A 14,512-nucleotide genomic window follows, 5' to 3' on the forward strand; every position below is an offset into this window, starting at 1 on the left:
CGCAATAAACAGAAAGCTGGTGAGTTGCCAGCTTTCTATTTTAGACAGGATGTCGAGATGCAATCAACGCTTCGTTTTATTGATACTGAACAGTTAGAGGCTGATTTTCAGCCTGCCGCAGGCGACGCAGCGTGGTGTGCCCAGACAGATGTTGTTGATCAGTTTTTGGATAATAAAGATGACTATTGGGCATTACGGATCTGGCTGGAAAAAGAAGGCGATTTTTGTCGGTCTTCCTGTACCCGCGAGAGTATTCGTATGTTACTCCTGCGCTCAATCCAAGGCATTGATGAAAAGATCAATGAGCAGGTCAATAGCATTTTGCACCATGACAGTTTCCAGAAACTAGAGGCGAGTTGGCGTGGTTTGTTTTTTTTGTCTGACCAAATGGCAGAGTTTGATAGTGAGCTTGCCTGCAAAATTAAAGTGCTGAATTTATCATGGGAAGAGATTAGTCGAGACATTGGTCGAGCAATTGAATTTGATCAGAGTGACTTATTTGGGCTGGTATATAATAATGAACTTAATATGCCTGGCGGTGAACCTTTCGGATTGTTGATCGGTGATTATTATATTTCACACAAATCAAAGCCAGGTGTGAAATATAATGACATTGATACCTTAAGAGGAATATGTAATACCGCTGCAGCCGCATTTGCTCCCTTCGTTACGGGGACTGATGCCTCTTTATTTGGGGTTGACCATTATTCTGATTTAGCAAGTGTAACCGATATTCAGGCGCAATTTTCTCAAATTGAATACCATAACTGGCGAAGTTTAAGGGATCTTGAAGATTCTCGTTTTTTGGGTTTAACACTGCCCCATATTTTAATGCGAGAACCTTATCCTCAGGATGGATCTCGTAAAGAAGGGTTTTATTTTAAAGAAAAAATCAATGAGCCTCGAACTGATCACTTGTGGGGTAACGCCGCGTACGGCTTTGCTACTGTGGCATTAAAAGCGTTTTCAGAGTCGGGCTGGTTTAGTCAGATTCGAGGGATTCAGCCTGGACAGCTTAAGCGAGGATTGGTTTTTAATTTACCATCTTCAATGTTTTTTCCGTCACGCCGAGTACCACAAGCTAAATCATCGGTTGATTTACAAATTGGAGATAAGCTGGAAAAGCAATTATCAGATAGTGGCTTTATTCCGGTATCACCGGTGCCATATAGCGAGCACTTGGTTTTTTTTAGCAATGCATCTGTCAATATACCTAAACATTATGATTTGTTGGGGGCTCAAGTAAATGCGAGATTGTCATCGATGCTGCAATATATCTTGTGCGTATCACGCTTTGCGCATTATATCAAAGTGATGGGGCGCGATAAGGTCGGTGTTTATACCACAGCAGAAAGTATTGAACGCGAGTTCCAACGTTGGATTTTAAATTATACCACGGCATCTGAAGATGCTTCGGATGCGGTACGATCGCGTTATCCATTGAGTGAAGCTCGCATCCAAGTAAAAGAAAAACCGGGCCAGCCGGGCCATTACTATTCGATTATACATTTACGACCACATTTTCAACTTGATCAGATGGTATCAAGTATTCGTCTGATCACAGAGCTCTCACCAATACAGGGCAGTACGGGGTGATAACAATATGAAAGAATTACATGCATTGATCCAACAAGCCAAGCTGACAGAAGCGATTGAGTTGCTCACCGGTCAGCTACAGGAGAAACCGCAGGATGTTGATTTGCGCAGCAGCTTTATTGAGTTGTTATGCATTGATGGTCAGTTTGAAAGGGCTGATAAGCAACTTAACCTGTTGGTCAAACAGCATCCAGATTGTTTGATTGGGGCGACGAACTTAAGGCAATTGATTCGCGCTGCACAATCGAGGCTTGATTTTGAGCAGGGGGCTGCGACTGCCACCTTGGTGAAAGAGGCCGGTGATGCTTTTGCCGCATTGCTACGCCTGCGTTTAGCTCTGACTGAAAATGATGCCGTACAACTGGTTAAAAGCGCCGAACTGCTGGAAGCTAATCGACTCAATGTGGCCATGGAAATTGACGGACAAATCCGTGATGTGGTGCGGGATCTGGATGATACGTTAGCGGGTTTCTTGGAAGTATTTGGCACTGATGGAAAATACTATTTGATCCCGTTTGATATGTTGCTCAGCCTAGAGATCAAGCCTGTGACATCAGTGATCGAACAGGTATGGCGTAAAGTTGATATTGATATTGATGGTGGCTTGTGTGGCGAGGCATTTATTCCGATTACTTATATCAATAGTCAAACCGATGCGGAAAAATTGGGCCGGGAGACAGATTGGCGTGAAGTCCTTGGTACGGATGTTTGTGCAGGCGTAGGGCAAAAAATGTGCCTGTTTGGTGATGAGGCCGTGGTGCTGTCACAAGTTAACCACCTGAAAAACAAAGTGTCTGCTGCAGTTTAACGGTTGTCATCGCGATGAAAACTACCCAAGCGCTGATGCCTTCGTTGTTAGATCGGTTACTTGATGATTCGCCGGAAAGCTCAGTCAATTCCCATCGGACATTTACGTGGCGGGATATGCGCCACAGTGTACGGCGTGATTTAGAGAACTTACTTAATGCCAAGGTGCATTGGTATGTGTGGCCTAAGTATTACTCAGAACTTGATTGTTCTCTCTTTGCCTATGGTTTACCCGATTTTTCGGCAATGCCCGTTGGAAGTAAAGATGGGCGTCAGGAGTTGTGCCAAATCATTGAAGAGACCATCCGTAAATTTGAGCCTAGATTTGCAGATGTCGCGGTCACAGTTATCGGTGATGAACAGCCAATTGATCGGATTTTGCGTTTGCGGATCCATGCGCTATTTCATGCAACCCCTGAGACCGAAGAAGTGATCTTTGATTCTGAAATTGAGCCGATTTGTCTAGGTATTCGAATTAGTGAGTCATAATAATGAGCGATGAAATACTCAAGTACTACAACCGTGAGCTTGCTTACATTCGCCATATGGGCGCTGATTTTGCCAAGCGTTACCCGAAGGTTGCCGGGCGACTTAAGTTGAGTGATGAGCATGTGGAAGATCCGCATGTCTCACGGTTAATTGAAAGTTTTGCGTTACTGACTGCACAGACGCGTCGTTGTTTGGATGATAGTTTCCCTGAGTTAACGGAAGCGCTGATTGGTCAGTTGTACCCTGATTACCATGCGACGATTCCGTCGATGGCGATCATTAAAATGACCACTCAGAATATTAATGATAATGGCTTTGAATTGCCTCGGGGAAGTGCGGTAGAGAGTCGTGTGGATGGGTTTAAAACCTGCCATTTTACGACTTGCTATGATACCCAGCTTTGGCCCGTTGAAGTCACTCGTGCCTCATTTGAAAATGCGCCATTTAAAGCACCACGGGCTAACTTCCAGAAACAAGCACAATCGGTATTAAAGCTTACGCTCAGCTGTGAATTTGATAATACTGAACTTCATGAACTGGGTATCAATAAGTTGCGTTTTTATCTCAATGGTCAGGCGCAGCTTAGTTACAGTCTTTACCAGTTATTATTTCGCTCGACGATAGGCATTGCGTTAGCGCCTCGAGGAGAGTTAGACGCGAGTCATTATTTACAGGAACGACATATCGTGGCGGTCGGGTATGATGACGAACATGAAGTCGTACCCTATCAAAAACAGAGTTTTAGTGGTTATCGATTACTCGTTGAACATTTTCTTTTCCCGGAAAAGTTTTTGTTTTTTGAGTTACAAGATCTCGATCCTGAATGGTTGGGGAATGGGCACGAAGTGGATGTGTATATCTACTTTGATGAAAGTGATGACTTTTTGCCCAAGCAATTAACGGCAGAGAATGTGTTGCTCGGTTGTACTCCGATCATTAATTTGTTTGAGCAAGAGCTTGAACCTTTCGCATTGCAACCCATTCAGAACGAATACCCATTGATCCCTCGCTATGAAGAAGCTGAAATTTGTGAAGTTATTCAAGTTCAGCAGGTTAAAGCGTTTGATAAGCATGATAACCGTGTCGACGTTACGCCTTTTTATGGGACCGGTCAGGCGAGCTATCTTACTGAAAATGATATGTACTGGACCCTGCGTCGTGAGCAGTCCGGTTGGGCTGGCGGGCATGATGAGCCCGGTTGTGAAAGTTATCTATCGATTGTGGACACCCATACCAAACCGATCGATGTGGATGAGTATGAGCATTGGTTGGTTACGGTAAAAGCGCTGTGTAGTAACAGGAATTTACCGGTTCGATTACCTTTTGGGGGCGGCCAGCCCGCGATGAGTGTGGTGCTGCGAACCGATTCCTTAAAAGAAGTGCGCTGCTTAACGGCGCCCACTCAACCGATACGTCCGCAGTTGCTAGACAGTACACGCTGGCAGTTTGCTAAGCATCTTACGTTGAATCAGTTTTCAGGGGAACATGGTCTGGAGACGCTCAAAGAAACGCTTAAGTTATATGATTTTGAGCAGACGCCGCAAAGTAAAGTGTTGATTGAAGCGATTACCGGGATGTCGGTGACCCCCGCTAATGCCCGTGTGGTGCAAGATGGGCGGGTTGGCTTCTGTCATGGCAGTGATATAGAGCTTGAGTTTAGTAATAACGAACTCTCAGGTACCAATCTCTTTTTCTTTGGTTGTGTGTTGTCGCAGTTCTTCTCTCAATATACGGCAATTAACAGCTTTACTCGTCTAAGCGTACGTTTCCGTGGTCAATCGGGTTGGCTGCATCGCTGGCCAGCCAGTGCCGGCGGTAAGGTGTTACTGTGAATATTACACGGTTAATTGGCAAAATCGATAAGGATGATTTTTATCGTTCAGTGTATTCACTGCAGCGGCGAATGATGGTGCCTGGCGGAGAAGATAATGAGCTGGGTACTGATACGTTGCCAGTAAAAGAGAGTATCCGTTTTAAAGCCAGCCAAAACTTGGGCTTTGCAGGTAGTGCGATTGATTCCGTTCGTGACGTTGTCGGTGAAGATGGCGCTAAGCGACTCGATATTCATGTCAATTTTATGGGGCTAACCGGACCGAGTGGTGTGTTGCCGCGGCATTATACGGAATTGGTGATGCAGCGGTCACGCCTAAAAGATGTCGCAATCCGCGAGTTTTTCGACATCTTTAATCATCGTCTGATTGCATTGCGTTACCGTGGATGGGAGAAATACCAATACCCCATTCAGCACGAGCGGTATTTAAACGGAAAACCGTCGGATATTGATGCCGTGTTACATGCTTTAACGGGGGCGAGCCAAGATGTCGATATTTTTACGGGTGGTCTGTTTGCGAAACCAGTACGAAATAGCCAGAGCTTGCGTCAGATCTTGATGTTGATTAGCGGGTGTGATGTTGAAATCCATGAATTTGTGGGTCGGTGGCTGCGGCTTGATTCGTCGGAACAGACTCGTCTGGGGTCCTGTCTTCAACCGGAAGGTCAGCATGCGCAGTTAGGTGTCAGCAGCATGTTAGGGCGTAAAGTATGGGATTTGTCCTCGGCAATAGAGATTGACTTGCATGTTCATGATCATGAGAAAACGGCTTTACTGATGACACAAGGGCCGTTACTGCAAACTCTCAAACACGTTACGGGTCATTATGTGCCACCGTCGATGCAGGTGAGTTGGCGATTGATCACTGCTTATCAAAATTTACCGGTTGCCAGCTTGAATAACCATGGTTTAGGCCTTGGCTTGGGCGCGGCACTGATGAGTGGTCACCAATTAAAACATAAGATGCTTAAGATCCCGGTAGGGTAAGTGTCGTCGTGACGGCATGATGAAAATGGCTTAAATCGAGATTCATTAAAATAAGGGATGGTTACATGTCAACGATGACGTTGAAATCGCTGGTCGATAAACTCTCACCACATTGTCAAAAACAACTTGAAACGGGTGCCGCACTTTGCAATAGCCGCAGTCATTTCAGTGTAGAGATTCAACATTGGCTATCTGCAATGGCAGAAGAGCAGGGCGGCGATTTAGCAGTCATTGCGGGTAGCTTTGATTTTTCCTTATCCGTGCTGCACAGTGAGTTACAGGCCGGACTGGAAAAACTGAAAACAGGCAATAGCAGTACTCCCGGATTATCTCCTCACCTGGTTACGTTACTGCGTACCGCGTGGCTGGCAGCCTCGATTGAGTTTGGTGATCAGCAAATTCGAACGGTCCATCTCATTTATGTGCTGCTCAAAGATGAAAGCCTTGGTTCATTGGTGTTACGCGACGCTCGTTCTTTAGAGAAAATCGATCCGGCACAATTATTGTCAGTTTGGCCGTCTTTGGCGCAGCAATCTTCTGAAACAAGCGGCGTGTCTCAGCATACTGAACAGGCCAATCAGTCAGGCGCGACATCGGCGCCAGCGTTGGCACAATATACGATAGATCTGACAGAACAAGCGCGACAAGGTCAGATAGATCCGATCTTAGGGCGAGACAGTGAAATTCGCCAGATGGTAGATATTTTAACTCGCCGACGTCAGAACAACCCGATTTTGACCGGTGAAGCCGGTGTGGGTAAAACGGCGGTTGTTGAAGGGCTCGCTCAGCGGATCAGTCAGGGGGATGTTCCTGACGCACTGAAAAGCGTTTCTATCCGGGTACTGGATCTGGCGTTACTTCAGGCTGGTGCAGGGATGAAAGGGGAGTTTGAAAATCGCCTAAAAGGTATCATCAAAGAAGTTAAAGCCTCGGCAGAGCCTATTATCTTATTTATCGATGAAGCTCATACCATGATCGGCAGTGGTGGTCAGGCTGGGCAAAATGATGCCGCCAATATATTGAAACCTGCATTGGCAAGGGGAGAGCTTCGTACCATTGCGGCGACGACTTGGGCGGAATACAAAAAGTATTTTGAAAAAGATGCGGCATTGACTCGGCGTTTTCAGGTCGTGAAAGTGGAAGAGCCAGATGAAGCAACCGCTGTGGTGATGCTACGTGGTTTATTGCCTGTCATGGCTGCGCATCACAATGTGACGATCACCGATAAAGCGTTACAAGCTGCCGTAAAACTGTCGAATCGCTACATTAATGGTCGCCAATTGCCGGATAAAGCCGTGGCATTGTTAGATACAGCGTGTGCCAGAGTGGCGATGAGTCAGGCAAGCACACCCGGAAAAGTCGAAGATCTCACTCGACGTCATCAGCAGTTGCTAGATGAAATCGCCGTGCTAGAGAAAGAGCAGATCACGGGCAGTGATCACAGTGAAAAATTGCAAGTATTAAGCGATCAGCTGAACGAGGTGGGTCAGGCGCTCAGTGAGGCGAAAGCGCTATGGCATGATGAAGCGGGTTTGGTTGCACAGGCCAAAACACTGTCAGCAAAACTGATCAATGGCACTGACGATCCTGAGGTTGATGCAGAAGCCGAGTCTGACGTTCAAGCTGATGGTGATGATAAAACACAGCTGCAAGCCATCAAGCAGACGCTCAATGAAAACACCGAGCCGATGGTCTTCCTTGAGGTTGATGAGGTGTTGGTTGCTGAGGTGATCTCTGACTGGACAGGGATCCCGCTGGGTCGAATGCAGAGTGATGAAATCGATACTATCTTAACTTTGAATGAACGCATGAAAACCCGCGTTATTGGCCAAGATCATGCTTTGGATCTGATTGCACAAGTGGTGCAGACCGCGAGAGCGCAACTCAATGATGAACGCAAACCCGATGGTGTATTCATGCTGACCGGCCCGAGCGGGATAGGAAAAACCGAATCAGCCCTCGCGTTGGCAGAACAGGTTTACGGCAGTGAAGATAACGTGACCGTGATCAATATGTCGGAGTTCAAAGAAGAGCATAAAGTGTCGCTTTTGTTGGGGTCTCCTCCTGGCTATGTCGGTTTTGGCGAGGGCGGGATTTTGACCGAGGCGGTCAGGCGTAAACCTTATAGTGTCGTGTTGCTTGATGAGATGGAAAAAGCGCATCCAGGTGTACAGGATATTTTCTATCAAGTCTTCGATAAAGGCACGATAAAAGACGGTGAAGGGAGAGATATCGACTTTAAAAACACCATCATTATCATGACCTCTAATGTTGGTACGGATACCACCATCGATTTATTTGAAGATGATGAAACTGTACCCACTATAGAGGGGCTAAAACAAGCGCTGCAAGATGATCTGCTTCAGGTCTTTAAACCCGCGTTTTTAGGCCGGATAAATGTGATCCCATTTGTTCCGCTATCCTCTGACGTACTGGCAAAAATTATTCGTTTGCAGCTTAATAGAATCGGTAAACGGATTGCGGAACATTATAGTGCGACATTCAATTATACGGATGCACTGACGACATATTTGAATGATCATTGTTTTGATAGCAATACGGGGGCTCGTGCAATTCAAAATAACCTGCAAAATGTATTATTGCCAATATTATCAACAATGATTCTAGAGAAATTAGCCAAGAAAGAGCGCTTTAATGATGTAATTGTCGATATTGAAAATGGCACGTACAAGATAATTTTTAAATGAAAACATACATTATGCATTAATTTATTGCGACGTGATTCATAATCCAAATTATCATGAGTTATTTTATCTTATATCCTAATGGATAATAGGATAGTTCTAAATCTATGAGTCTGATGATAATGGAATCATTATTACCTATTATCATTGAATAGTATTTATCAAGTCATCAATATATCTATGATGTATTGAAACAAAATGCCCATATGGGTGAACAAACAATGCTGCAGGAGATTAGCATGCAATCGAATACGTATATGGATTATAATAAAATCAAGGGTGAGACCACAGCTGCAGGCTTTAAGGATATGATCACGCTACTCTCTGTTGATTGGAGTGTTGGTCGTGAAATTACATCATATACTGGTACTTCACACGATCGTGAAGCAAGTTCAGCTCGTCTTTATGATATGACTATCACTAAACTTCAAGACCGTTCATCCACATTGCTATTTAAAGAAGCAACAATTGGTAAAGGTGTTGAGGTTTTCTTCCATATTACTAAGCAAGGTAAAGAAGTTGAAGAAATCATGAAAATCAAGCTGACTGATGCGATGATTTCCAACTTTAGCGTATCTATTCAAGATGATCGTCCTGTTGAAACTATCACTATTTCTTACACAGAAATGGAAATGACAGTGAATCCTTCAGACGATAAGAATGACTTCGATGGTAAGTTTATCTATGGTTATAGTGGCGTAACTGGCCAACAAATGTAAGCAAGAGAACTGCTACGGGGTAGAACATTTATGTTTTTATCCCGTATTTTCTTTTCGTGAAGTGGCTTGGATAGAATAACAATGAAAAAAGCAACACAAGATAAAAATATCTTACGTATTGATACCCCATTAGGTAAAGATGTTTTACATATTACAAAAGCTGAGGTGCAAGAAGGGATCTCAACGCTTTTTTCTATCCAAGCTTATGTATATACCAATGGCCAATTAATTAATGCAGACGATATTATTGGTAAATCGGTCACTATAACGTTACTTTACAATATAAAGTTTGCCGTGTTTGAACGCTATTTTAATGGTGTTGTTACGGCAATACGATCGACTGGAAGCCGTGTTACGGCTAACTCAGACGGTGATAAATATCAAGATTATGTATTAGAAATTAGTCCATCTTGTCATTTCCTCGCTCAACGAACTAATTGTCGAATTTTTCAAAAACTGAACGTCGAAGATATTGTTAAAAAAATACTTTCTGAGCATGGGGTGAAAATACAGAGTGAGATAAAGAAAAGCTATCCTATTTATGATTATAAAGTGCAATATCATGAATCAGATTTAGATTTTGTTAATCGCCTGTTAGAGCAAGAAGGTATTTTTTATTTCTTTAAACATGAGCTGGGTAATCATCACCTGATATTGGCAGATGATATTACGGCTTATAAGGAATGTCCTGAGGCACAGGTTGCGTTTACCACGGGGAGTTTATCAGAAGCGCATATCCATACTTGGTCTGGGGGGCTTGAAGTGACCCCTGGTAGCAGTGTTAAGCAGGGTTATGATTTTATCAAACCGATGGCGAAGCCCCTTGGGCAACATGCGGATGCAGGCTTAACGACTCAGCAAGCTATGACAGAAGTGTACGAATACCAAGCGGGATCAGAATTTAACGTTCGCGCTAAAGATGTTGCCAATATAGCGCTCGACGCGCTACAGCGTGATACCCAACTGTCTTCAGGCGGCAGTAATTGTCGTAGCTTCAGTGCCGGACAAATTTTCTCATTTAAATCTCATGAAGATAAACGATTAATCGGCAAAGGCTTTTTGATCACTCAGATTAACATGGAAGTGGCAATCACCAGCCAGACAGGTTCTAGCAAAAGTGCCTCACAAACGATTCAGAATCAGTTTACCTGCGTACCTAAAGAGACAATATATCGCCCGCTGGCGCTTACGCCAAAGCCACGTATATACGGCGCACAGACTGCTTGTGTTACCGGTGATAAAGGCGATGAAATCTGTATTGATAAATACGGTCGAGTAAAAGTGCTATTCCATTGGGACCGTGAAGGACTCTCTGACAGTACCAGCTCCTGTTGGATCCGCGTCGCTCAGAATTGGGCGGGTAATCGTTGGGGATCGTTTTTCTTCCCTCGAGTAGGCCAAGAAGTGCTGGTGGAGTTTTTGGATGGCGATCCTGATCAGCCAATCATCAGCGGTGCCTTGTATAACGGCGATCAGATGCCGCCGTATGACTTACCGGGTAAGAAAACGGTTAGCGGGATCAAATCACGCTCCACTAAAGAGGCAGGTAGTGCCAACTTTAATGAAATTCGCTTCGATGATGACAAAGGCAATGAGCTGTTTTACATGCATGCCGAGAAAGATCATCAGCTGTGGATCGAAAATAATCATCAGATCCTAGTCGAAAATGACAGTTTCCATACAGTAAAGAATAATGCCGTACTGAATGTTGAAAATAATTTACAGCGTGCAGTAAAGAACGATTTCACCTCGAAAGTGGGTAACAATCAGAGTGAGACCATTGGGAAAGAGTTGGTTATTGATGCGGGAAGCAAGATTGTGCTTAAGTCCGGCGGAGCATCAATCACGTTAACGAGTGATGGTTCTATTGAACTCAAAGGTTCAAATATAAAAATTAATGGCAGCGCAATTGCGTTGAAAGCCGGGTCAATTTCGCTCAACTAATCCTTTAGATCACGATGAATATTAAATCGCGATAACACCAGAAAATCGAATAAGGAGGGCCGTCTGACTGTACAGCTCAGGCGGTAGCTATCGATGGGTAAAGCGGCAGCAACGTTTGTAACCTGTGGTTAAGTGTCGATGGCATTTAACATTGAACATCATTGCCTATGGATAGGGCATGCGAATGACTATGAACAATCGCTAGGCTTGAATAATAATCAGATGATAGTGCCCACGATAGTGCAGGTGAATGAACAGCAAGTTCTGGCACTACCGATTACCACACTCAACGCTGACGATTATTTTTCACGCTTAACTACCGTACTGAAAACGGTGGTAAATACACTGGATATTGATTGGCTGTCTGCCCCTATTTTGGTGCTGTTACCTCAGCTTGGTACGGTTGATCAAGCACAGCATCAAGCATTGTATCCTCATGTTTGCCAAGCGATTCCTGCATTGGCATCTCACCCGCATTGCTATCTATACCCTTATGGGCGCAGCGCTATGATATTGGCCTGGAAGCAGATAGAGCGTTTGCTAAATCAAAAAAAACATTCAGAAGTCTGGGTATTGGCGCTGGATAGCGATCCAAGGCTAAGTCCACCGTTGTCAGGGGCTGCAACCCGTACACCGCAAGAAGCGGGTCCAGGGATGGTTGCCGCAGAAAGCGTGATAGTAGTGAAAGTCTCTGCGACGTCCACAGGGTTGATTCGGCCGTGGTTATCCTACGAAGCGTTGACCCGTGAAAAAGCCCGCAGTGTGGCGGTGATGGCATTGTTTCAACGCTATCAACACGCTTGTGGTCTTCCTGTCCATCAGTTTTATGCACCGTACGACGGTGATCAAGGTGGTGCTGACGAGTGGGCTGGTGCCTACCATCAGCTTCATGGCTGTGTTGGAAAATTTACCCAGATTGTAATGAATGGGTCAGTAATGGGCGAGTTGGGTGCCTGCTCCGGGCTGTATAACCTTCTGCATTTGTATGAGCGTTATCAGCGCGGGGAGTATCGGCATCCGACGTTGCAGTTAGAAATTTCTGAAAAGCTATACCGAGGCGCTGCCTTATACGCTTGGCAACCATAGTGGATGATTGTGGAATAACATGGACGGACTCAGACTACTGCAACTCAAGGCCAATGATGGCAAGGCGTACCAATTTGCGCTGGCGAAAAACGCCAATCCTAAAAATATTCCCATCCGGTTTGATACCTTACAGCTCGCCCGGCTGCATATTGATAAATTTGCGCGGTTAAGGGCTGCGCCTGGGGGAGACTTACTCGCCGTTTTGGGTTTGCTTGATTTTTCAGCAGAAAATAAAGCACGTACTGTTGGTCATAGTGCACTTAATCAGGCCAAAGAAACCCTGGCTAAGGCTATTTTTGATAAGACCCTGTCAGTTTATGAAGTCCCTGAAGTTGATCCGATGATCTTGCATCAACCGACTTTCATTGAACAGGTCGTTAGCACCAAGAAAAAAGCCACCACACAGGGCGGCAGGGAAGAAACGGTACCTGTGGGTGATGACAGTATCGCAGATAGTCCGACGGCCGCCTCGCCCGATGAGATGGCCTACTGTGGTGATCCGGTCTCAATGGCGACGGGCGAAGAAATCCTGACTCTTACCGATATTCATTTAACCGGCAGTGCATCAATACGTTGGGAGCGTCTGTATCGCTCCAGTTTAAGCCAACAGAATGTCGGCTTAGGCTATGGCTGGCGCAGTAACTTTCATTTTGAACTCACCCCGATCAAGCGTGCTGATGACGGCGTCACTCAGTGGCATTTTGTTGATCACCAAGGCAGTGTGTTGGTTTTTGATGATGTTGCTGCGGGGGCGGTGAGTTACCAACTTACTGCCGGCGCCAGTTTATTTCATGATCCTCGCGGAAGTTACCGCGTAACGTTAAATGATGGCAGACAGTTGCGTTTTGGCTATCATCACACCCGCTGGGTGCTGGAGCGGCTGCGTGAAAATGAAACGTTACAGTATCAACTCAGCTATTCCAGTGCTGGTCGTTTGGTTCATATTGCGGCCAATGGCTGCCAGCAGCTTGAATTACGTTATGATCGGGGGGGGAACCTGATTGAAGTCCAAAGTCCGGCCTGTGAAGAGGCTTCTTCATCACCGGGTGCACGACGCGATCGCAACACAGAACAAGTACTGGCCCACTATCATTACAATGCAAATCATGATTTGTGTAAGGCCAGCAATCGCCAGCAGCAAGTAGAAACCTACCTTTACAGCGATCATTTACTGGTGCAGCGTACTCGCCCATCCGGATTCAGCCACTATTTTGAATGGCAGGGTAAAGGTCCCACCGCACGATGCCGTGCCCAATGGGGGGATGAGGGTAACTACCATTATCGCTTTGAATACGACCTCGATAACCATACCGCCGTCAGTACCGACAGTTTAGGCAACCAGTGGCAATTTGAGCATAACGCTCAGGGGCGCTTATTGTGTAAGGTGTCACCTCTCGGGCACCGTTGGCAATATCACTATGATGCTCGTTCTCGTAAAATTGCCGAGATCTCCCCGGATGGCACAGCTACCCATTACCGCTATAACCGCTATGGTCAACTGCATGAAGAGCAGGCTCCGGACGGTGCGATAACGCGTTATTGCTATAACCGTTTAGGGCAGATGATCCTAATAGTCGATAGCGAAAATCGAGAGTGGCGTAACGACTACAACAGCTTTGGTCGGTTGCTGAGCCAGCATTCGCCCGGCGGATTGGAGAAGCATTACCAATATGATCGCCATGGCAGGATCACCCACATCACCCAGTCTGATGGTCGGCATCTACGCTATTGGTGGAATACAAAAGGGTTACTGGCTGCGGTTCAAGATGGTGAGTCGATCACCCGTTATAGCTATGATTCTTTGGGTGAAATCAACGGTATGATCAGCCATGATGGCTGGGTCACTCAGTACCGTCGTGAGCGTACCGGGCAGATCGTTGAAATCATCCAGCACTCCCAGAGCCAGCCCGATCAAGTCCGTCAGCAGTACATTGAATACGATTGGGCAGGCCGTCCGACCACCTTTACCGATGCTATTGGCCGTTGTAATAGCTTTATTTATGAAGGGTTAGCACAGCCAACCAAGCATATCCGGCCAGACGGTAGCTGGCTTGCGTTTGAATATGACAGTGAGCGTAACCTGACTGGCATTGAACGCAGTGACGGTGGCCGCTACCAGTTAGCCTATGACAGCGAAGAACGTGTCAGCCGGACCATTGGCTTTGATGGTCGTACCCAGCAATACCAGTATGATGGTCAGGGGCAGTTGATCAGCCTTGCTGAGCAGGGCGAGCGTTTTATCAAACTACGGCGTGATGAATGTGGACGAGTACTCGAACAGCGCAGCAGCGTGGCTGGTACGACTCATTCTAACCACTTCCAGTACGACAAACTGGGACGGTTACGCC

The 14,512-nt window shown here is 45.7% G+C and carries 10 protein-coding genes; all 10 read left to right on the plus strand.

The features are described from left to right. Positions 1 to 57: 57 nt before the first annotated feature. Entirely contained in the window at positions 58 to 1,596 is a 1,539-nt protein-coding gene (gene tssC / locus L4D12_RS13670; protein WP_428448405.1) for a type VI secretion system contractile sheath large subunit, read from the plus strand. A 7-nt stretch (positions 1,597 to 1,603) separates the two neighbouring features. Next, on the plus strand, positions 1,604 to 2,404 hold the full coding sequence (locus L4D12_RS13675; RefSeq protein WP_428448406.1) for a type VI secretion system accessory protein TagJ: 801 nt from the start codon (positions 1,604 to 1,606) through the stop codon (positions 2,402 to 2,404). 14 nt (positions 2,405 to 2,418) lie between these two features. Beyond that, positions 2,419 to 2,892: a type VI secretion system baseplate subunit TssE gene (tssE, locus tag L4D12_RS13680; RefSeq protein ID WP_428448407.1), complete on the plus strand. Its 474-nt coding sequence runs from the start codon at positions 2,419 to 2,421 to the stop codon at positions 2,890 to 2,892. Between the two features lie 2 nt (positions 2,893 to 2,894). After that, positions 2,895 to 4,724, plus strand: coding sequence for a type VI secretion system baseplate subunit TssF (gene tssF / locus L4D12_RS13685; RefSeq protein ID WP_428448408.1), 1,830 nt, complete (start codon positions 2,895 to 2,897; stop codon positions 4,722 to 4,724). Further along, complete coding sequence (gene tssG / locus L4D12_RS13690; protein WP_428448409.1) at positions 4,721 to 5,710, plus strand: type VI secretion system baseplate subunit TssG; 990 nt, start codon at positions 4,721 to 4,723, stop codon at positions 5,708 to 5,710. The genes tssF and tssG overlap by 4 nt, the downstream gene beginning before the upstream one ends. A gap of 65 nt (positions 5,711 to 5,775) precedes the next feature. Further along, positions 5,776 to 8,418: a type VI secretion system ATPase TssH gene (gene tssH, locus L4D12_RS13695; protein ID WP_428448410.1), complete on the plus strand. Its 2,643-nt coding sequence runs from the start codon at positions 5,776 to 5,778 to the stop codon at positions 8,416 to 8,418. 236 nt (positions 8,419 to 8,654) lie between these two features. After that, a complete protein-coding gene (locus L4D12_RS13700) occupies positions 8,655 to 9,134 on the plus strand; it encodes an Hcp family type VI secretion system effector (protein WP_428448411.1) in 480 nt (159 codons plus the stop codon). A gap of 81 nt (positions 9,135 to 9,215) precedes the next feature. After that, on the plus strand, positions 9,216 to 11,078 hold the full coding sequence (gene tssI / locus L4D12_RS13705; RefSeq protein WP_428448412.1) for a type VI secretion system tip protein TssI/VgrG: 1,863 nt from the start codon (positions 9,216 to 9,218) through the stop codon (positions 11,076 to 11,078). 138 nt (positions 11,079 to 11,216) lie between these two features. Further along, positions 11,217 to 12,164: a hypothetical protein gene (locus tag L4D12_RS13710; RefSeq protein ID WP_428448413.1), complete on the plus strand. Its 948-nt coding sequence runs from the start codon at positions 11,217 to 11,219 to the stop codon at positions 12,162 to 12,164. Positions 12,165 to 12,183: 19 nt separating this feature from the next. Continuing rightward, positions 12,184 to 14,512 (plus strand): DUF6531 domain-containing protein (locus tag L4D12_RS13715; RefSeq protein WP_428448414.1); only part of this gene is annotated, 2,329 nt, incomplete at its 3' end.

Origin of the sequence: Photobacterium nomapromontoriensis (genome assembly GCF_050336815.1) — a bacterium.
GTDB classification, from domain to species: Bacteria; Pseudomonadota; Gammaproteobacteria; order Enterobacterales; family Vibrionaceae; genus Photobacterium; species Photobacterium nomapromontoriensis.